This is a genomic window from Aquimarina sp. I32.4 (assembly GCF_002924285.1).
Classification (GTDB): Bacteria; Bacteroidota; Bacteroidia; order Flavobacteriales; family Flavobacteriaceae; genus Aquimarina.
The window spans coordinates 20,965-42,493 of record NZ_PGUB01000039.1; the positions used below are offsets into that span (position 1 = coordinate 20,965).

Annotated in this window: 24 protein-coding genes; 12 read left to right on the plus strand and 12 right to left on the minus strand. The window is 30.7% G+C overall.

What is annotated here, in order from left to right; translation table 11 throughout:
* Positions 1-78: 78 nt before the first annotated feature.
* The 5 genes from CVD18_RS10660 (at position 79) to CVD18_RS10680 (ending at position 3,624) form a co-directional block, all read left to right on the plus strand.
* Positions 79-711, plus strand: a complete 633-nt coding sequence (locus CVD18_RS10660) for a hypothetical protein (protein ID WP_103865428.1) — start codon at positions 79-81, stop codon at positions 709-711.
* Positions 712-759: 48 nt separating this feature from the next.
* Positions 760-2,100 carry a 2TM domain-containing protein gene (locus tag CVD18_RS10665; protein ID WP_103865429.1) on the plus strand — a complete coding sequence of 447 codons (1,341 nt, stop codon included), beginning with the start codon at positions 760-762 and terminating at the stop codon, positions 2,098-2,100.
* Between the two features lie 2 nt (positions 2,101-2,102).
* Positions 2,103-2,435 (plus strand): 2TM domain-containing protein, encoded by a 333-nt coding sequence (locus CVD18_RS10670; protein WP_103865430.1) that lies wholly within the window; start codon positions 2,103-2,105, stop codon positions 2,433-2,435.
* Between the two features lie 70 nt (positions 2,436-2,505).
* Positions 2,506-2,814 carry a 2TM domain-containing protein gene (locus tag CVD18_RS10675; protein ID WP_103865431.1) on the plus strand — a complete coding sequence of 103 codons (309 nt, stop codon included), beginning with the start codon at positions 2,506-2,508 and terminating at the stop codon, positions 2,812-2,814.
* A 54-nt stretch (positions 2,815-2,868) separates the two neighbouring features.
* Positions 2,869-3,624 carry a LytTR family DNA-binding domain-containing protein gene (locus CVD18_RS10680; protein WP_103865432.1) on the plus strand — a complete coding sequence of 252 codons (756 nt, stop codon included), beginning with the start codon at positions 2,869-2,871 and terminating at the stop codon, positions 3,622-3,624.
* 48 nt (positions 3,625-3,672) lie between these two features.
* On the opposite strand, the gene CVD18_RS10685 is transcribed toward CVD18_RS10680, so the two are convergent.
* A complete protein-coding gene (locus CVD18_RS10685; protein ID WP_103865433.1) occupies positions 3,673-4,476 on the minus strand; it encodes a 1-acyl-sn-glycerol-3-phosphate acyltransferase in 804 nt (267 codons plus the stop codon).
* Between the two features lie 44 nt (positions 4,477-4,520).
* Positions 4,521-5,120 carry a CoA pyrophosphatase gene (locus tag CVD18_RS10690; RefSeq protein WP_233194524.1) on the minus strand — a complete coding sequence of 200 codons (600 nt, stop codon included), beginning with the start codon at positions 5,118-5,120 and terminating at the stop codon, positions 4,521-4,523.
* A gap of 38 nt (positions 5,121-5,158) precedes the next feature.
* Between CVD18_RS10690 and CVD18_RS10695 the strand changes: the two genes are divergently transcribed.
* The gene (locus CVD18_RS10695; protein WP_103865448.1) at positions 5,159-5,917 is read left to right on the plus strand and encodes a peptidylprolyl isomerase; all 759 of its coding nucleotides are present in this window, start codon (positions 5,159-5,161) and stop codon (positions 5,915-5,917) included.
* A gap of 8 nt (positions 5,918-5,925) precedes the next feature.
* On the opposite strand, the gene CVD18_RS10700 is transcribed toward CVD18_RS10695, so the two are convergent.
* From CVD18_RS10700 to CVD18_RS10735, 10 genes are all read right to left on the minus strand, one after another.
* Positions 5,926-8,613: a carboxypeptidase-like regulatory domain-containing protein gene (locus CVD18_RS10700; RefSeq protein WP_103865435.1), complete on the minus strand. Its 2,688-nt coding sequence runs from the start codon at positions 8,611-8,613 to the stop codon at positions 5,926-5,928.
* Positions 8,614-8,636: 23 nt separating this feature from the next.
* Complete coding sequence (locus tag CVD18_RS10705) at positions 8,637-9,428, minus strand: GLPGLI family protein (RefSeq protein ID WP_103865436.1); 792 nt, start codon at positions 9,426-9,428, stop codon at positions 8,637-8,639.
* A 60-nt stretch (positions 9,429-9,488) separates the two neighbouring features.
* A complete protein-coding gene (locus tag CVD18_RS22565; protein WP_158250430.1) occupies positions 9,489-9,629 on the minus strand; it encodes a hypothetical protein in 141 nt (46 codons plus the stop codon).
* 466 nt (positions 9,630-10,095) lie between these two features.
* Positions 10,096-10,269, minus strand: coding sequence for a hypothetical protein (locus CVD18_RS22570; RefSeq protein WP_158250431.1), 174 nt, complete (start codon positions 10,267-10,269; stop codon positions 10,096-10,098).
* Positions 10,270-10,440: 171 nt separating this feature from the next.
* Positions 10,441-11,235 (minus strand): GLPGLI family protein, encoded by a 795-nt coding sequence (locus CVD18_RS10715; protein WP_103865438.1) that lies wholly within the window; start codon positions 11,233-11,235, stop codon positions 10,441-10,443.
* A 12-nt stretch (positions 11,236-11,247) separates the two neighbouring features.
* Positions 11,248-12,054 carry a GLPGLI family protein gene (locus CVD18_RS10720; protein WP_103865439.1) on the minus strand — a complete coding sequence of 269 codons (807 nt, stop codon included), beginning with the start codon at positions 12,052-12,054 and terminating at the stop codon, positions 11,248-11,250.
* A gap of 40 nt (positions 12,055-12,094) precedes the next feature.
* Complete coding sequence (locus CVD18_RS10725; RefSeq protein WP_158250432.1) at positions 12,095-12,892, minus strand: GLPGLI family protein; 798 nt, start codon at positions 12,890-12,892, stop codon at positions 12,095-12,097.
* Between the two features lie 8 nt (positions 12,893-12,900).
* The gene (locus CVD18_RS10730) at positions 12,901-13,695 is read right to left on the minus strand and encodes a GLPGLI family protein (protein ID WP_103865440.1); all 795 of its coding nucleotides are present in this window, start codon (positions 13,693-13,695) and stop codon (positions 12,901-12,903) included.
* 75 nt (positions 13,696-13,770) lie between these two features.
* A complete protein-coding gene (locus CVD18_RS22575; RefSeq protein ID WP_158250433.1) occupies positions 13,771-13,938 on the minus strand; it encodes a hypothetical protein in 168 nt (55 codons plus the stop codon).
* Positions 13,939-14,346: 408 nt separating this feature from the next.
* Positions 14,347-15,063 carry an RDD family protein gene (locus CVD18_RS10735; protein ID WP_103865441.1) on the minus strand — a complete coding sequence of 239 codons (717 nt, stop codon included), beginning with the start codon at positions 15,061-15,063 and terminating at the stop codon, positions 14,347-14,349.
* A 36-nt stretch (positions 15,064-15,099) separates the two neighbouring features.
* Between CVD18_RS10735 and CVD18_RS10740 the strand changes: the two genes are divergently transcribed.
* Genes CVD18_RS10740 through CVD18_RS10765 form a run of 6 tightly spaced genes read left to right on the plus strand, consistent with a single transcriptional unit; the run spans position 15,100 to position 21,302 of the window.
* Entirely contained in the window at positions 15,100-16,062 is a 963-nt protein-coding gene (locus tag CVD18_RS10740) for a stage II sporulation protein M (RefSeq protein ID WP_103865442.1), read from the plus strand.
* Complete coding sequence (locus CVD18_RS10745) at positions 16,055-16,927, plus strand: hypothetical protein (protein WP_103865443.1); 873 nt, start codon at positions 16,055-16,057, stop codon at positions 16,925-16,927. The genes CVD18_RS10740 and CVD18_RS10745 overlap by 8 nt, the downstream gene beginning before the upstream one ends.
* 1 nt (position 16,928) lies before the next feature.
* On the plus strand, positions 16,929-17,678 hold the full coding sequence (locus CVD18_RS10750) for a DUF4129 domain-containing protein (RefSeq protein WP_146052757.1): 750 nt from the start codon (positions 16,929-16,931) through the stop codon (positions 17,676-17,678).
* A 1-nt stretch (position 17,679) separates the two neighbouring features.
* Positions 17,680-18,894 (plus strand): DUF4350 domain-containing protein, encoded by a 1,215-nt coding sequence (locus CVD18_RS10755; RefSeq protein ID WP_158250434.1) that lies wholly within the window; start codon positions 17,680-17,682, stop codon positions 18,892-18,894.
* Positions 18,895-18,924: 30 nt separating this feature from the next.
* A complete protein-coding gene (locus CVD18_RS10760; RefSeq protein ID WP_103865446.1) occupies positions 18,925-19,965 on the plus strand; it encodes a MoxR family ATPase in 1,041 nt (346 codons plus the stop codon).
* 5 nt (positions 19,966-19,970) lie between these two features.
* On the plus strand, positions 19,971-21,302 hold the full coding sequence (locus CVD18_RS10765) for a DUF58 domain-containing protein (RefSeq protein ID WP_103865450.1): 1,332 nt from the start codon (positions 19,971-19,973) through the stop codon (positions 21,300-21,302).
* Positions 21,303-21,529: the final 227 nt, after the last annotated feature.

Genomic DNA, 21,529 nt, shown 5'->3' on the forward strand with positions numbered 1-21,529 from the left:
ACACTTGAGTAATTCTTAATTCATAATCAACAGAAATCAGGAGATATTTACATTATAATTATAAAAACAACTACAACTATGAAAACATTAGCACTTCTAATCACCTTTTTTACACTCTCACTTATTAATTCGCAGACACCTTCATCTTATGAGAAAGGAATGTCTAAAGCTTTTGAGTTATGGAAAGATAAAAAACCAAACGAGGCAATTCATCTTTTTGAACGTATTGCTAAAGTTGAAAAAGAAAACTGGCTACCATACTATTATGCCGCTCAGGTTCATATTTTTACAACCTTTAGATTAAAAGAAGCAGAAGCAATAGAATCTAGATTAAAAAAAGCACAGGAATATCTAAATAAAGTAAACACTATTACCAATAACAATGCAGAAGTATTAATTATGGAAGCAATGCTCAACACTGCATATGTATCCTACAACCCTTCTGTATACGGGATGACATTATCCGCCAAAATTGAGCAACTATACCAAGATGCCAAAGTATTGGAACCCAAAAACCCAAGAGCTACTTTAAACCATGCGCAATGGAAAATGGGGAGTGCAAAATTCTTTGGCAAAGACCCTAAAGCTTTTTGCCCTGAGATAGAAAAAGCTATATTGTACTTTGAAAACGAATCTCATGATATGCCTTTTTATCCGCATTGGGGTAAGGAGCAATTATCATCAATTCAGGAAAATTGTAGAAAAGAGTAAAAAACATCTAAAATCAACCCTGAAGATAGTTTTATAAAATAACTCCTAATGAAGAACTTAAAAAAAACAGTTTCTATATCCTTGATAATTTCTATCGTAATTGCATTGATTACCTTAGTATCAAATGGATTTAATTTTGAAGAAATTCTCTCTATAAAATGGTGGATGATCTCATACACATACTGTTTCTTTTTGGCGTATCTCAATTTTTTATATTTCGATATCATCAATCATAAATTCGAATGGAAAAACCGTGGCTTACAAAGAGTTCTTATAGGTGCAGGAGGGTCTATTGTCTTAACAATGATTGGGTATATACTATGTAATTTTACACTTACTGTTATTGTATTCAAAAATCAAACTAGTGAAGAGTTTATAGCAGATCAATCCATAAAAGAATACCTGTTCCCGTTGCTACTCACTATCATTGTTTCTCTTTTCCTTCACACCGTACATTTTTATAAAGCTTTACAGGAAAAAAAGGTTACAGAACAAAAGATAATAGCAGGAACAGCCTCTGCAAAATTTGCAGCACTAAAAAACCAATTAGACCCTCATTTTTTATTCAACAGCCTCAATGTTCTTACTTCTTTGATAGAAGAAAACCCAAGGATGGCACAAAAATTCACCACTTCTTTATCAAAAGTGTATCGCTATGTGTTGGAACAAAAAGATAAAGAATTGATCACTGTAGATGAAGAGTTAAAGTTTGCAAGAACCTACATGATGCTCCTACAGTTACGTTTTGAAGATAGTATTGTGTTTGATGCTCCAAAACAAGTAGTTAACCCAGAAGCCAAAGTAGTACCACTATCATTACAAATTTTACTAGAAAACACAGTAAAGCATAATATTGTAATGCCTGAAATGCCACTACATATCAAAATTTATGAAAAAGATGGATTTCTTATAGTTGAGAACAACCTACAGCCCAAAGAAGTTATAAAACAAAGTAGCGGTGTTGGATTAGGTAATATACAACAGCGGTACGCATTGTTGACAAAAAGAGAATTCTCTGTATACAAGACAGAAAATACTTTTATCGCAGAGTTACCAATATTAACAAAACAAGTAAAAGCAATTGATATGACAATTTCTCAAGACATAGAATCTATAAAAAAAATAAAATATAAAAGAGCAAAAGATCGCGTAAAAAAAATCAAAGATTTCTACGGTAGTCTACTCTCATACTGTATTATTATACCATTTCTTGTATTTGTTAATTACAAGACAACAGGATTCAGCATACCATGGTTTTTATTCCCAATGATTGGGTGGGGAATCGGACTCATCTTTCATGCCTCTGATGCATTTAATTTTCACATACTTGGCAAAGATTGGGAGAAAAAGAAAATTCAAAAATACATGAACAATTCTAAACATGACTAATGATGAATGACCCTAAAACAGAACAAAATCGATATAATAAAGCAAAAAAACGAGTAGAAGATGAAAAAAGATTTTACAACCACCTTATTGTTTACATTATTATCAATATAGTAATCTTTGTGGTGAATATGGGAACGGATAGAATCACTACTGATCAGAATTTCACAGAATGGTTAGACTGGAATTTATTTATTACACCAGTATTATGGGGAATCGGTCTAGCAATCCATGGATTACGAACCTTTAGAAAAAACGCCTTCTTTTCAAAAACCATTTTTAGTAAAGAATGGGAAGAACGCAAGATTAAAGAATTAATGGATGAGGATGATTTTTAGAAATAAGACTAAATTCAATTCTTATCAAGAAAAAAAATAACATATTAATAATTAATATATATAAAAAATCATGAAAGATTTAGACGAACAAAAAAGATACGAAAAAGCTAAAACCCGTGTAGAAATACTAAAGAAATTCTATAACAACCTCCTCTCATATATTCTTGTAATAAGCTTTCTTGCTGGAATAAACTACTACCAAAACCAATGGAGTCATACTTGGTTTCTATGGGCTGCTTTTGGATGGGGAATCGGAATTGCTTTTCATGCGATGAAAGCCTATAGAATTAATCCTATGTTTAATGAAGACTGGGAAGAACGTAAAATCAGAGAGTATATGGATGAAGAAAAAGATGATCAAAAACAATTGTGGGAATAATTAAAAAAATCTGTTATTTGAACATAAAAACAAACCTTAACCTATACCAAACAAATGAATGTTATAATTATTGAAGATGAAAAACCTGCTGCTAGACGTTTAAGTAGAATGCTCAGCGAACTTGATATACATGTGCATACAATGCTACATTCTGTAAAAGAGTCTATAGAATGGTTTAGTAATAATGAGCATCCTGATCTTATTTTTCTAGATATACAACTGAGTGATGGTTTATCTTTTGAAATTTTTGATACAATAACTATCAAAAGTGCTATCATCTTTACCACAGCTTATGACGAATATGCCCTGAAAGCTTTTAAGTTAAATAGCATTGACTATCTATTAAAACCTATAGATGATGAAGAATTAGAAATCGCGGTACAAAAGTATAAAGAGCAATTCCCAAAAAAACAGCAACTTCAGATAGATTTTGATGATATCAAAAAACTATTAATAAACCCAATTGATCGAGTTTATAAAAAGCGATTTACCGCCAAGGTTGGGCAACACCTAAAAATATTTACAGTTCAAGATATAGAATGTTTTTATTCTGAAAATAAAGGAACATATCTATATACAACTGATAATAGAAATTATTTGATTGATACCACCCTAGAATCTCTGGAAGAGGAACTAAACCCTCAACAGTTTTTTAGAACTAGCAGAAAGTTTTACATAAATATCAATGCTATAAAAGATATTATTTCATATACAAATTCACGATTACAAATAAAGTTGAATCATTTCAGTGATCAAGAAATTATTGTAGCAAGAGAACGTGTAAAAGATTTTAAACTATGGTTAGAATAATAATGAGTCTGGAGGTTTCTAAATATAAATGATGAACTCATTATATATCTAGTATTCCCACTGTCTTTTCTTATTCAACTCTTCTTCTGCTTCTAGTTCTTTTTGTGGAATTACTTTAAGAAAAGACGAGTGTTGCTCTATAGCATGTTCTAGTTGGCTTACTATATCATCTATAGAATCATTCTCATAATCAATCTTCAAAGGTTCTTTGATTACCATTGATTGTAGAATTCCTCTTTTTTTGATTCTAATTCCTTTTTTATCAAAAGATCTTCTAAATCCATCTATAACTATTGGAATTACTATAGGCTTATATTTTCTAATAATATGTGCAGTTCCTTTTCTGATAGGTTTAAAAGGTTTGGTAGTCCCTTGCGGAAAAGTAATCACCCATCCATCTTCTAAAGCTCTAGAAATATTGGTGATATCACTCATCTTTACCTGACGATTGATCTCTTTTCCCTTAGACCTCCAAGTACGCTCTACAGTTATTGCTCCAGCATATGCTAATATCCTTGCCAGTAATCCAGCTCTCATTGTCTCTTTTGCTGCAACATAATACAAGTTAAGCTTTGGTTGCCATAAATATCCTACATTTTTAATAGAATCTGTACGGCCACTTAAACTTGCATTAAACACATGAAACATCGCTACTACATCTGCAAAATATGTTTGATGGTTAGAAACAAACAACACATTATTATCAGGAAGATTTCTAAAAACTTCACTTCCTTCTATCTGTAGTTCATTAAAACCTCTATAACGCCTATGCGTTAACCCTCCCATGATCCGGATGAGCCATTTTTTCAGAAATAATACATGTCCAAATGGATTTCTTTTAAACAGTCCCATATACTTGAAAACTCATTTTTATTAAGAATGCCAAATATACAAAATCATAATGCTATTGATGTCTTTAAAAGCATTTTAAGCTCACTTAACATCATGGCAGTTGCTCCCCACACCACATAACCGTTTAATTCAAAGGAAGGTACCTCTATATTTTTTGCATAAGAAGTAGTCAATTTTTGAGAAGTTACATTACCATCATCCAATAATTCTGTCAATGGTACTTCAATCACTTTTGCTACCTCTTCTTTTTGAGGCACAAAGTTTGGTCTACTATCTGTAAACCCCAAAAATGGATGCACCCAAAAATTAGAAGGTGGAATATATACTTTTGTCATCGATTTTATTACTGTAACTGTATCTGTGTGTACTCCTACCTCTTCCTGAGTTTCTCTCAATGCTGTTGCTGTATAATTTTGATCAAAAGTTTCTGCCTTACCTCCTGGCAAAGCAATCTGCCCAGAATGTACACCCTCATATTCCGGTCTTAAAATTAATACCAGATGAGTTACCACATTCTTTGGATAAAAAAGCATCATTACGGCAGCATTACGGGCAGTATTCTCCTCTATTTTCAAACTCTTTAACTCTCGTGATCGAGCCTCAGGAGTCATAATAAAATGGGAGGCCTCTCCCGGTACTGACATTTTCTTTATTTTTGGAATCAAATTTTTAAATGTTTCAAATGTCATTTACCAAATCAATTTTATGTTTTTGTTTATTTAGCATCATTTTCTCTAATTGTGAAGATACACATTCTAAAAAAAATAAACAGAGTCCTGAAATAAATAAAGACACTGTTTCTGTTACTACTATCAAAACACAAAAAAGTGATTCTATATCGACAACTATAGACATAAACACCTCTCTGCAAAAAGAAATAGACAAAGCGCCTTTTAAACTCACAAATGAAAACCTTATTGAGTTTATGACTGCATATGGCCAAAAAAATCCAGAAACCTTGGTAAAAGTGACTACTAGATATGGTGATATTCATATACAACTCTATAAAGAAACTCCCATACATAGAGCCAATTTTATTTATCTGGTTAAGGAAAAATATTTTGACGAAACTTTTTTTTATAGAGTTGCTAAGGGGTTTGTAATACAAGGAGGTAATAGTGACCGTCAGGAGATGGCTGTAAAACGTTTTGAAATTGGAAAATACACCATCCCCCAAGAACCTGTAAAAGGTTTAAAACATGTTAGGAGCGCCGTTGCACTATCTAAGCAATGGATAGACAACCCATCAAATAGATCTACCCCCTATGAGTTTTTTATTGTAATTGCCAAAGAAGGAGCACCTCATCTTGATGGAGAACATACTATTTTTGGAAAAGTAATAAAAGGAATGAAGATCGCTGATAAAATATCTAATGTACCTACTGATAGTAGCGAATGGCCAAAAGAAAATATTTTTATAAAAGCAGAAGTGATTAGGTAATTATATACCTAGAACCTATAACTAGCTTTAAGTAGTACATATCTGGGTAATAGTTTATATTCTGTACTTGAGATATGCGTATCATTTACAGAGTAATTCCTAAACACTTGGGTGTCTAATAAATTATTACCAACCAAAGAAAAGCTCAGATTTTTATGTTTAGGGGTATAATTTATTTCAAAATCTATAAAATAATAAGCACTATCTGCATTCTCTATATTACTAAAATGATACTGTTCTGATTGTAGTTGTAGATTTAATCTGGAACTTAATACAAATGAAAGATCAAGAAACGATGTGTTTTGTGTTGCTGTATTAGCTGTAGCGGTTGTCTCAATTTCTGTTATATCCCAAGTCGTTCCAAAATGATAATTAAAAATCCCTCTAAAACCTGATCTTACTTCAAAACCATATTTATAATTTTTGTTCTCTACAGATCTCAAATTAGTAGTGTTCACTATATTATCAAATTCTGATTTAGAATAAGCTAGTTTAACTTTAATATTATTCCTTACAAATCTTAAATAGCGATCCAAACCTGCATTTACACTATAAAACTCTCTATCAGGAATAATTAATTGCGTTGTTTGTATAAAATTTTGTGCTATTACAGAATTAGTACTCAAAAAGTCATTGTCTTTGATGTATGACAATGCAATATTTGCAACGAACCTATCTCCAAAATTACCCAGATTATATCCAGCAAATATTCTTGTAGAATTAAGTTGATTAAACTCTCCTGTCCCTCTCGAAAAATTCCTATAACCTGTAAGTACATACTCATTATACACATCTGATACACGAGCATTAGAATTTGTATTCTCTGCAAAAGCAAAGACTCTATTTGCCTTATTAATTTCCCAATTGAAATCTAATTTTGAATTCATCAAAAAGGGAGATTCTTTTCGCTCCCGACTAGCTTTACTTAAAACATTAAACAACTGATGCCCTTCTATACTTAGAGCTATACTAACATCTTTCAACTTTTTTCTATAACCAGAACTGAAATACAGATCATGTGTCGTATAGTTAATGCTATTCTTATAACCTTTTGGATTAAGAATGATGGTTTGATTTTCTTTTAGAAAAAAATCTGAAAACAATTTATCTTCTCTAAACTCATAGCCAACACCAAAATCTAATACATCTTTATTCTTTTTTCTATCCAGTATATGAGCTTTAATACCAGCATAATTAAGTTCATTCTTACTAAACTGTACAATATTATCTACCCCTTGAACAGACGGAAATAGTTCTTCAAATATAAATTGATTGGTCGTATATTTTTGAGGTTTTTTCTCATTGATATATCTTCCTGTTAGCAATAACACCTTATTTTCTTTAAACCTATTGCTGTATTTGATCATATGATCATGTAGTTCATTTTTATCTTCTAAGTTCTCTGTGTTTTCTATAGTATTAAACAACAATTGTGACTCTGTATCAATCAATGATCTATTATATTTGCCCTCATACTCTAGCATTTTGGTATTAGAGATATCATAGTTAAGCTCAACTCTTCCTAATCCAACAGTTGTAGAGCTACCTAATATATAATTCTCTGTATTGGTAAATTCGGTGGTATTAAGAAAGAAAGTATCAAATCCATCCTTAAAAAACCTGTTATCATCAGAATTAAAAATTCCCAATACTTTTAAATCAATTTTAGGTGATAGTTTAAAAATAGAGTTTAAAGAAACTAATTCTGCATCATTAAAATTAGTCCTGCTTTTCTTTAATCCAGGAACATAGGAGTTCAAGGATATCAATTCAGATGCTCTTTGGTCTTCTCCTATACTGCCTGGTTCCTCAATATAGTTTTGTGCCTCAATAAGCCCTCGTACATCATTGGTTACATCTTCTCCAGTATTATTAAGGCTTCCTAATAAAAAATATTTGTTTTTCTTACCAAAATTGGAAATAGTAGCATCTACATCGTATCTATTTTCTGAAACTACACCATAACCAGGCGAGATTGTACCAAACCATGCTCTTTTAAAATTTTCATCCAATGTAAGGTTTAAGGCTACTTTTTCACTTTCTTCAATTCCTTTAAGTAATTTGTTATTTGAATACCTCCTTAATACTTCAACTTTGTCTACAGCATTTACATCTAGGTTTTTAGTCATTAGCTTATATCCCTTTTTGAAGAAGTCATCTCCCTCTATCATTACCTTTTCTACCTCTCTACCATCCACTTTTATTGTTCCTGTTTCTGTGACATCTACTCCTGGTAATTTTTTAAGTAAATCTTGAACTACTGTTTCTTCTCCTTGTTTAAAAGAGGAAGCATTAAAAACGATTGTATCTTTTTTTTCGGTGATTGCTCTCTCTGACTGTATGACTATTTCATCTAATTCATACGAAGTTGCATATAAAATCATATCTTTTTTTACTGTCGTAGCCCCTTCTAACTTCATCTCAATATCTTTTGTAGCATACCCCAAACCCGAAAAACTTAAGTTTACTTCTCCTACAATATCTGACTGTAAGACATAATATCCTTTTTGATTGGTATATGCAAAAGCAATAATCGATTGAGAATCTTTTTGTTTTAAAAACACATTGGCAGATACAATAGGATTTGACACAGTATCTGTTACAATACCCGAAATTGTAGATTGTGCACATAAAAAATTGCCTAATAGTAATAATATTAGGCAACTGTAATATGATAAGGAATTTATTTTCTTCAAAGTATGTAAGCCTTAACTATAAACTATTCAAATCGCTCTAAACTATTATTTTTTGGATCAGGACAGACATCACAATCTGTCAGTAATTTTGCTCCTCTAGGTAAAGAAGCTATAGCCTTTGCCATGGTATCTTTATGTTTATTTTTAAGTACTTTTTTATAAGTTGTCATATCAGTAATTTTGTTTAGGGTTGGTTTTTTAAGTTTCTCCTGAACTATCTTGCTTTCTGGTTGTAAGTTTATTTTAATTGCTCTAAATTCAAATTTACCAGTTTCTTCAGTCACTTCAAGGATCAGACCAGGTAATCCTCTTAATTTCCAAGGACCATGAGAAACAGGAATTTCTGATGTAAACCATACTGTATATTCCCGTCCTCTATACTTTGCTATAGCTTTTTGACAAGAATACATTCCTATTTTTTTATTTCCAGGATGTAACTGCCATTGAATAGTTTCAATACTATCTTCAACAACATAAAGCTTCCCAACAATTGTTTCCCTAAAAATTAACTCATTGGTTCTATTATTTGTGTAGTAATAAGCTGACGGAGAACTACTTTTCATGACTTTATGCTCAGAAATAGTACCCCCTCCTTCTCTTGTTTCTGATTGTTTATTTTTTATTTGCTCTCCTTTTCCTTCTCTTGTATATAAAGAAATAGTACTATTAAAATGTAATTTGTAAGGAGTTGCAAAAGAAACACCGTTTTCATTATTGACTATATTTTGGTATTCTACAATACCGATAATTTCTTTTTGAGCATTAACTGTATGATTAAAGATAAAAAAAGCTATGACTAATATTAGGTTTTTCATTTATTTTATATAAGATTATTTATATTAAAACCGTTTCTATAAAAAATTTAATTGTTTATGTTAACATATATGAACAGAAACATAACTTAATGTATTATCCTCATTATAATGATACACTACTCTCTGACATGAGTCTTCTTCTAAAACAACTTCTTTAACACTGTTTTCATCTTCTTTGTTTATTTCAATATCTGAATTCATCGCATATGTCGCATATATACTTAAAAATACTCCTAAAGTTAAAATGATTTTTTTCATATCTAATTTGATTTAAAAAAATTAATGATTTGTATTTAATATTTAATTCTTATTACAGAAACGGTTTTTCTCTTAATATTTAATAATTAAATCAATTCTCCATTTCTACTTTATGCCTATTACCTTCCTATTTTTTTCACATATAGGAACTATGATATGGGTACAACATAAAGTGTACAACAGTATTGATTTTGATTCAAAAAAATTATTTGAAAATCCGATTTCTAGGTAGGATAGATTTAAATCGAATAACAAGACAATGTTACAACATTTTGCGCACACCCTAAATACGGCTTTACCGTAAAAATCTATTTTTAAGTATTTTATAAGTAATATTTATGGTTTCATTACACAACTTTAACCGAATTTTAAGAAAAATATCTCTGTAACTAAGAAATAAAACAGTGTATCACAGCTTTTGCGTATAATAGTTATAATCTGCAATTACTTTACCTACAAATTGTAAAGATTTTTCTTGTAGAGTTACATCTATCAAAGCGCTTACTTTTTTAGAAAATTCGAGAATTATAGTATGACCTGCATGCCGTTTCACACCTGTATAGATATCCTTTATCTTACGCACTTACATCTTAATTATCAGGCATTTTAGAGGCGGGTATTAACAGTTTGATAGGTATAGAATACTAACCAACATAGCTCCTGACATAATATTCTTGCAAGAAAAAAACCACACAACAAAATAAATATCAACAAACTACAATAATTTAAATTTATATCATAAACAATATACTTCTTACTTAAATCGTTCTAAACTATGATTTTTTGGATCGGGGCAGACATCACAATCTGTCACTAACTTTGTTCCTCTTGGTAAGGATGCTTTAAGTTTAGCTACAGTTTCTTCAAATTTGTTTTCAAGTACTTTTTTGTAGGTTGTCATATCTGTAATTTTGTTTATTACTGGTTTATTAAGTTTTTCAAGAACCTCTTTTCTATCAGGTTGTACATCTATTTTAATAGCTCTAAATTCAAATTTACCAGTTTCTTCAGTCACTTCAAGGATCAGACCAGGTAATCCTCTTAATTTCCATGGACCATGAGATATAGGGATCTCAGATGTAAACCATACTGTATATTCCCGTCCTCTATACTTTGCTGTAGCTTTTTGACAAGAATACATTCCTATTTTTTTATGTTTTGAATGTAATTTCCAAGATATAGACTCAATACTATCCTCTACCTCATAAAGTTTATCAACTATGGTTTCTCTAAAAATTAACTCACTCGCACTATTATTAGTATAATAGTAAGCCATAGGAGTACTACTTTTCATTATTTTATGCTCAGAAATAGTTCCCCCTCCTTCTATTTTGTTTTCGGATTCTTTGTTTTTTATTTGCTCTCCTTTTCCTTCTCTTGTATACAAAGAAATAGTACTATTAAAATGTAATTTATAAGGAGTTGCAAAAGAAACACCGTTTTCATTATTGACTATATTTTGGTATTCTACAATACCGATAATTTCTTTTTGAGCATTAACCGTATAATTAAAGGTTAAAAAAGCTATGACTAGTATTAGATTTTTCATTTTACTTAATAACTATTCAAATCGTTCTAAAGTATAATTCTTAGGATCAGGGCAATGATCACAATCTGGGCCTTTAAATAATAGCGTAGCTCCCTTTGGCATGCGGGTTCGAGCAATTGACATTTGATCATCAAATGCATTTTTTATAGCATTCTTATATACCTCAAAATTCTTAACCTTTTTTATATCAGGCTTTTTTAATTGTTCTTTAATAATGCTTTCATCAGGATTTAAATCAATTTTTGAGACCCGAAATCTAAATTTACCTGTACTTTCTGAAACATCCATTATCAACCCAGGAAGACCTCTAAGTTTCCAAGGACCAATATCAACAGGAATTTCAATTGTAAACCAAGCTGTATAATCTCTCCCTCTAAATATAGCGGTAGCCTTCTGACAAGTGAAACCATCAATTTCCTTTTTTTCGTCAAGTAAAACCCAATTAATAGATTCTAATTTATTTTTGATTTTATAAGTTTTCTCCACCACTTTTTCCTTGAATATGATTTCGTTATTCTCTTTATTGATATAATAATATTCATTGAATTTACTTGGTATTACATTTGATGATGTAATCCTTCCAAATTTATCTAATTCTCCATCTTTGATTACTTCTGTTAATTTTTTTCCACTATCAGTCCTTATATAGAATGATTCATTATTATTAAAATAAAGTACGTGTGGTGTAGCCCATACCTCTTTGGATTCATTTGTAATTAATTTATTGTAGTGAATAATACCTGATTGGGCAAAAGTTATATTTATAAAAATAAAGATAAAACTCTGAACTGCATTTTTGATTTTGAAAGAAAAAACCATTTCTGTAAATTTTTAAGATTTAGAACTAATTAATTGATTCTTAATCATTATATAACTCAAGGCTTCTATTTTTTGGATCAGGACATTCATCACAATTCTCTAATAATTTAGCTCCTCTAGGCATTGACGCTATCATCATTGCTCTTTCATCTTTAGCTTTATTCCTTAATGCTTCAATATATGTATCCATTTTCACTATTCCTTTAGTGTCAGGTTTTTTCAATTTATTTTGAATCTTTTTAATATCAGGTTTCAAATTTATTTTTGTAGCATGAAACTCATATTTTCCAGTTTCTTCAGTCACTTCAAGGATCAGACCTGGTAAACCTCTTAATTTCCAAGGACCATGAGATATAGGAATCTCAGATGTAAACCATGCTGTATATTTCCGTCCTCTATACTTTGTTGTAGCTTTTTGGCAATTATACTTTCCTATTTTCTTATTTTCAGAATGTAACTGCCATGAAATAGATTCAATATAATCTTGAACTATAAATAAGTTTCTTACAATAGCTTCTCTGAATATAATATCTCCAGATTTGACATTTGTATAATAGTAATCATGTGGTAAACCACTTTTTATAACTCTTTCAGTTATCATTTCACCATGTAGCTCTGCCCCTTCTTGTTTTTTGTTTGTTACTCTATGTGCCTCTCCAATTCTCTCATAAAAAGAAGATTGAGTATCACAATAAAGTCTATATAAAGTAGCATACGAAGTCCCTGCAGTATTATTTATAATTCTATTGTATTCTACAATTGCTGTTAATTCTTTTTGTGCACATGTTCTATATGTAGTAAGCAGAATTAAAAAAATATAAATTAATACCTTATCCAAAATAATAATTATTTAAAAATTTCTAAACTAAGGTCTTCTGCTTTTGGGCATTCATCACAATCACGTTTAAACTTAAGATCCCTATCTGATGATGTTGCCATTAACATCGCTTCAAAATCCTTTTGTTTATTTTTGATTGCTTCAATATACTTTTCCATACTAGAGACTTTTTCAACTTCAGGTCCTTTAAGTCTTTTGTCAATTATTTTTTTGTTTGGACTTAAATCTACAAGAGTTGCTCTAAAACCATATTTATTTTTCTTGTCAGTTACCTCCAATATCAACCCAGGTAATCCTCTTAATTTCCACGGACCATGGGACACAGGTATTTCAGTAGTAAACCAAACTATGTATTCTCTTCCTCTATATAGTCCAACGGCCTTTTGACAAGTATATTTACCTATTTTTTTATTTTCTGTAAATAGTTTCCATTTAATATTGGCAAGGCTATCATTCACTACAAAAAGTTTTTGATTTATTCCCTCTCTAAAAATCAACACATTATCTCTCAAATTAGTATACACATAATTCTTTGGCAAAGAACTTTTTATAACCTTTTCTTCAACCATTCTACCATTTACCAACATCGTATTTTCATCCGTTTCGCTTATACGTTTTCCTTCTCCATTCTTAATGTAAAAAGATATATTATTATTAAAATAAAGTTTGTACGGATTAGCAAAAGAAACACCATTTGGATTATTGATTATAAAATCATATTGTACAATACCATTTACTTGGTTTTGTGCATTAATATGAGTATTTATTGTAAGTATAAAGACTAAAAACAATAACTTTTTCATTTATTTTTTTATTTATAAAATTATCTAATTTATTAAAACCGTTCCTGTAAGAAACTTATAAGATTTTAGCTGATCTTAACAAGGTTGATCCCACAATATAGTCATAAGTCGTCCTTCATTATCATAAATCCGTATATCCATCGTACAAGAATCCTCTTCAACACTCAATTGATTACTACTGCCTATCGCATATGTCGCATATACACTTAAAAATACTCCTAAAGTTAAAATGATTTTTTTCATATCTAATTTGATTTTAAAAAATTAATGATTTGTATTTAATATTTAATTCTTATTACAGAAACGGTTTTTCTCTTAATATTTAATAATTAAATCAATTCTCCATTTCTACTTTATGCCTTTTACCTTCCTATTTTTTTTACATATAGGAACTACGGTATGGGTACAACATAAAGTGTACAACAATATTGATTTTGATTCAAAAAAATTATTTGAAAATCCGATTTCTAGGTAGGATAGATTTAAATCGAATAACAAGACAATGTTACAACATTTTGTGCATATCACGAATACGGTTTTACCGTAAAAATCTATTTTTAAGTATTTTACAGATAATTTTATGCTTTTATTGTGTGGCTTTAACCAAATTTTAAGAAAAATATCTCTGTAACTAAGAAATAAAACAGTCTATCACAACTTCTGCGTATAATAGTTATAATCTGCAATTACTTTACCTACAAACTGTAAAGGTTTTTCTTGTGGAGTTACATCCATCAAAGTGCTTACTTTTTTAGAAAGTTCGAGAATTATAGTATGATCCGCATGCCGTTTTGCATCTGTATAGATCGCCTTTATCTTACGCATTTCTTGGTCATTAAAAACAGTTACCTGCGGATATATAGCAACATAGTCTTCTGGAATATCTACCAAAATGGTTTGATGAAACTGTACTCGTTGTCGTTCGCTAATCACTGTAGTTCCTGCCGCCATATCCCCTAAACGTTGGCCTCTTCCGTTTAATAAAATAGTAACTACAGCAACCCCTCCAAATGCAAGAGTAACATCTAATAAATGAAGTAACCATCTTATTAAATAATTTGAAAAAGCAGGCCTTGACCCGTCTAATCTGGCAACTTTTATTTTCATAGTAGCTTTACCAGGTGTTTTTCCGTCCCAAAATGTCTCCCACATCAAAAAGTATAAAAACGGAGGTAGCCCCATTGTCATCCAAAAAGCCCATTGATCACCTCTATTATCACCCAACATTTCTTTTAGAAAAATGATGATGATAAAATAAACTATGATTACCGAAAGATCAATAAGATATGCCAGAATACGTTCTCCTATTCCTGCAACGTTTTGCTGTATACTAACATTTTGAGCTGTTTCTATTTGAAAATTATCCATTATTATGTTTCTTTGATCCTCTATAATCTTCGATACATGCGTGAGGCGGCTTTTGTAAAGCAAAATAAAGACAAATGGCTAAAATTTGAAAGCGTTCTGGTTAATAATACTCAAATAACACCAGATGAGCTTTCTAATTTATATATCGAAATAACTGATCATCTTAGTTATGCTCAAACATTTTATCCCAATAGCCAAACACTTAGCTATCTAAATGGCCTAGCATCTAATGCACATCAAAAGATTTATAAGACAAAAAAAGAGAAAAAAAATCGATTATACTCCTTTTGGGTCAAAGAATTCCCATTAGAATTTTATGCATACCAAAAAGAACTATTAATTGCATTTTTGATTGCCGCATTATTTACAATTATTGGTGCATATTCCTCTGCCACCGATGGTGCTTTTGCTAGATCTATATTAGGAGACGCCTATGTAAACAAGACTTTAGAAAACATTGCTAATGATGATCCTATGGCTGTTTATAAGAAAATGGAAGAAACCAAAATGTTTTTAGGGATTACCATAAACAACATACGCGTTGCTCTTAATTGCTTTATTCTAGGAGTATTATTTGGTATTGGAACCATATATATGTTGATGCGTAATTTTATAATGCTAGGGTCTTTTCAGTATTTTTTTTATGAAAAAGGGTTGTTATGGGATAGTGCTCGTACGATATGGATTCATGGTACTATAGAAATTTCTGTTATCATCATTGCAGGATGCGCAGGGCTAGTAGTAGGTAACTCTATTTTGTTTCCCAAAACATATACTCGCCTTACCTCTTTTGTAAGAGGAGTAAAAGCAGGATTAAAAATTGTCATTAGTACAATTCCCTTTTTTGTAATAGCGGGTTTTTTAGAAGGCTTTGTAACCAGACATACAGAAATGCCAGACTGGCTTGCTGTTATAATTATATCAGGATCGCTGGCATTGATTTTATTTTATTACGTAATTTACCCTAAACAATTGTATAACAAATTTAAAAATGAATAACAACTACATAGAATTCAAGAAAAAAAGAGAATTAGGAGATATCTTGACAGATACCTTTGCTTTTTTGAGAAACAACGGTAAAACTTTGTTATCTGTATTAATGAAGACCTCTGGTATTCCATTTGTATTACTTATACTGGCATCTGCATTTTACACACACATCTCAACTTCTTTTCTAGATCCAGTAAGGTTAAGTAATAATGAGGTAACCAATATGGGAATGTTTGCTATTGCTCTTTTTACAATGTTTACTACATTACTTATTTTTTATGGATTGTTATGTGGTACTGTCTTACATTTTATAAAGGCCTATATTGATAACAAAGGAAGAGTAGATGTAAATACAGTAACGCAAGGAGTAAAACAAGATTTTGGAAAAATCATCGGTTTAGGGTTTCTTTCTGGTTTGATTACAGGGGTAGGGTTTTTATTATGTTTTATTCCAGGAATCTACCTTTATGTACCTATGAGTTTGGTGTTTTCTATTTTGGTATTTCGCAAAACGAGTATATCTGATGCTATCAATGATAGTTTTTTATTAATCAAAAATGAATGGTGGATCACCTTTGCCACTCTTTTGGTTCTTGGTATATTAATTGGCGTGATCAGTGCTGTATTTTCTATTCCAGCGATAATCTATTCTTTTACAAAAGGATTAGCACTCGCTTCTGAAACATCAATGAATGATGCATCATCATCTATTGATTGGGTATTTATACTATTAAACACCATATCTTCAGCAGCAAAATATTTATTATATATCATAACCTCAGTAGCTACTGCTTTTATTTATTATAATCTAAATGAAAGAAAACATGCAACTGGTGCATTAGAACAAATAGATTCTTTAGGTAAATCAGAATAAATTGAAAATTCTATACTACGTATTATTATACATTCCTCTGCTGATGTCTGCCAACACTCAGGATAGTACTCTTACCAATACACAAAAACCAATATATGATCTCAGTTCTGATCAAAAATCACTGGATTTTGATGATCAAAAAATAGAAAAGTTTCGATCTCAGGATGATTTTAATTATACAGAATATCAGGAATCCGATAATTGGTGGACACAATTTAAAAATTGGATAAGCCAGCATTTAAACAAAATAATAAAATCAATTTTTGGAGCAACAATTGTTACTGGTGGTATCTGGGCTATTCTATTGCATATATTAATGTATACATTGGTCATAGGAGTATTAATTTTATTAGGATGGTTATTTATGAGGGTAAACCCTAGAGATATACTACTAGAAAAATCAACAGCCCCACAAATATCAATTACAGAGGATGAAGACATTATTAATAATCAAGACATACAACAATTAATTTATCAAGCCCTACAACAAAAAAATTATAGACTTGCAATTCGGTATTATTATCTCTTTGTATTAAAAAAATTATCTGATGTAGAATTGATACAATGGGAAGCTCAAAAAACCAATACGGATTATATTAAAGAATTAACAGATGATACAGTACGTAACCAATTTAAATCTATTACTAAACTATACGATTTTATTTGGTACGGAAGTTTTGAAGTGAACGAAAAATCATATCAAAAAGCAGAAAAAGAATTTATAGCAATAACCAATCATATTCAACATTAATTTGATCTCAAAAAGTTCTAAAATATTTATCATTATCATTATTGCTATCATTGGCTTACTTACTTACTATGAAGCTAGTGATCCTGATCCTATCAATTGGTATCCTAGCTATGCTAAAACCGATAAAATCCCTTTAGGAACTTTTGCTTCTTACAATCTTATAAAAGAATCTTTAGCAGGTCAGGAACTTAAAGATATCAATCAACCTCCGTATGAATTTCTTACAGATAATGATACTATATCTGGAACATATTGTTTTATTAATGGCTCTGTACATTTTGATAAAAATGAATTAAATACAATCTTAAAATGGGTAGAAAACGGGAATACATTGTTTATTTCTGCAAAAACAATAGAAAGTAGATTACTAGATACGCTCAATATAGAAACTGATAACCTATTGTCTCTTGATAAAATCTCTAGTAAACCACTGGTTGAATTAACAAATAAAAACCTCAAAAATGACACTCCATTTTTATATGACCGTGATATATACAACTCCTATTTTAGTAAATTAGACTCTGCAAATACTACTGTACTAGGAGTCTCTCAATTATACAACGATACATTAAAAATAAGTGACCCTCAAGTTAATTATATTAAACAGTCCTTTGGTGATGGAGTAATCTTACTACATACTTTTCCCGAAGCTTTTGGGAATTATTTTATACTGAAAGAAAAAAACCATCTATACACTCAAAATCTTTTGGCATATATAAATCCAACCCAACATATTTTTTGGGATAATTATTATAAGTCAGGAAAAACATTTTATACATCTCCTCTTTTTTTTCTTATCAGCAACAGGTACCTAAAGTGGGCTTACTATTTTCTTCTTATTGGTGTTGTCCTTTTTGTAATTTTTGAAGGAAAAAGAAAGCAAAGAAGTATCCCAATTATAGTACCATTAAAAAATCAAACCCTTTCTTTTACCAGAACAATAAGTGGTATGTATTTTGAAAAAGGAAAACATAAAGAAATTGTAAGAAAACAAAACCTCTTATTTCTAGATTATGTGCGTGATGTGCTTAGAATCCCAACAGACACATTAGCCCAGAAAACAATAACCGATATTGCTGCAAGAAGTAATAATAGTATAGAAGACACCAAAGTACTATTCAAATACTTTGATGAACTCAATAAAAAACCAAAGGTTGAAAAAGAAGAACTAGTACGCCTATATGAATTGATTACTCAATTCAAACAGCAATCATAGAAAAAAATATAGCATATAAACGAATTACACATGGAAAACGAAGAATTCACAAATAATACAAATCCAGAGCAAGCTCCAGAAATTGAATCATCAGAGCAAGGTCTTGGTTTTGAAAACAGGATTGACCTTAGTGAATTGCAACAATCTGTTGAAAAACTAAAAGCAGAATTAGCAAAAGTTATTGTTGGTCAACATGATTTTATAGAATTATTGATTGTATCTCTTTTATCCAACGGTCATGTATTGATTGAAGGAGTACCAGGAATCGCAAAAACAGTCACTGCCAAATTATTTGCAAAAACACTAAAAACAGATTTTAATCGTATTCAATTTACACCAGATCTTATGCCTAGTGATGTATTAGGTACTTCTATATTGAATATGAAAACCAGTGATTTTGAATTCAAAAAAGGTCCTATTTTTTCTAATATGGTACTCATTGATGAAATCAATAGAGCTCCAGCAAAAACTCAAGCCGCTTTGTTTGAGGTGATGGAAGAAAGGCAAGTTACCATCGATGGTATTCGATACCCTATGGAACCTCCTTTTATGGTATTAGCCACTCAAAATCCAGTAGAGCAAGAAGGTACCTATGCATTACCAGAAGCACAATTGGACCGTTTCCTCTTTAAAATTAAAGTAGACTACCCTACTCTTGAAGATGAAATCAATATTCTGAAAACACATCATAAGAGAAAAACTACCAAACCATTAGAAATGATTGGTACTGTATTGACTCCAGAAAAATTAGTAGAGTTTAAATCAAAAACTCAGGAAGTCATCATCGAAGAAAAAATACTAACATACATTGCAGAAATCGTAACCAAAACAAGAACACATCCTCATTTGTATTTAGGAGGTTCTCCTAGAGCATCAATCTCAGTTATGAACGCCTCAAAAGCATTTGCAGCAATAAACGGAAGAGATTTTGTAACACCAGAGGATATTAAAAAATCATTATTTCCTGTGCTTCGTCATCGTCTTATCTTATCACCAGAACGTGAAATGGAAGGAATGACTACAGAAAATGTGATAGAGATGATCTTGCAATCTGTAGAAATACCACGCTAGTTGTGATCAAGTTTATAAAGTCGCTATACCTAAGCCCTAGAGTATTTTATATACTCACACTTATATCAGTACTATTTTTGATATCATACTGGCTCAAACCCCTATACCCTATCGCATGGTTACTCGTATGGGGACTTATTATCATTTTTTTATTTGATATTGTTACTTTGTATACTACAAAACATGGAATTGATGCTACCAGAATTCTACCTGATAAATTCTCTAATAGTGACTTTAATGCAGTACCTATACGAATCAAAAATAAATACCGCTTTACGACCCATGTAGAAATTATAGATGAAATCCCTATACAATTCCAGAAACGTGATTTCCTAAAGACAGGAAGTATTACTCCCAAATCAGTGTTGGATTTTGAGTATTCCTTACGCCCAGTAAAACGGGGAGAATATGTTTTTGGAAACTTATACGTCTACACTATGACAAGGATACAACTTGTAAAAAGACGTTATAGCTTTGATAGTGAAGCAATGGTAAAAGTTTACCCTTCTTTTATACAAATGAAAAAGTATGATTTTTTGGCTATAGATAATAAGCTAACTCAAATAGGTTTAAAAAAAATAAGGCGCATTGGTCATACTATGGAGTTTGAACAAATTAAGGAATATGTTATTGGTGATGATGTTCGAACCATCAACTGGAAAGCAACAGCAAAACACAGTAACCTAATGATTAATCAGTTTCAGGATGAGAAATCACAACCAATATATTCTGTAATAGATGCCAGCAGAGTTATGAAAATGCCTTTTGATGGCTTGAGTCTTTTGGACTATGCCGTGAATAGCACCTTGGCATTTTCTAATATAGCACTAAAAAAACATGACAAAGTAGGTATGCTTTCTTTTTCTAATACAGTAAAAGATTTTTTACCATCAAGTGGAAAAAAAACATATATAAATTCTATATCTGAAACCTTATATAATGTAAAAACACAATTTTTAGATGCTGACTTTGGGTTGCTATATGCACATATAAAACGGCAAATAAATCATAGGAGTTTATTAATATTATATACTAATTTTGAACATATTTCATCACTAAAAAGGCAACTTCCTTATTTACAAGCATTGGCAAAAAAACACCTATTAGTTGTTGTCTTCTTTCAAAACACAGAACTTGATCACCTTATTGAGCAAAAAGCAGACGACATACAAACTATATACGATCAAACAATAGCGCAGCAATTTGCTTATGACAAAAAACTAATGGTAAAAGAATTACAAAAACATGGCATACAAACGGTGTTAACTACTCCAGAAAACCTTACTATTAATACAATCAACAAGTACCTTGAAATTAAAGCCAGAGGATTACTGTGATTAAACCTTGGTTAACCTCTCTCGTTTCTTAAAAAGCAATACCCTATCCCCTTACCCTTAACTATATATAATAAAAATGCGCTCTAGTTTATAATTTCTATTATTCGTATCTTTAATTCATGGATTTAGAAAAGATAAAAGTTGAAATAGGTAAGTTATCCATTGAAGATCAGGCTTTATTGGCGGCAGAACTTGAGAAATTGACTTTGAAAGGAAGTCCCGCAGTT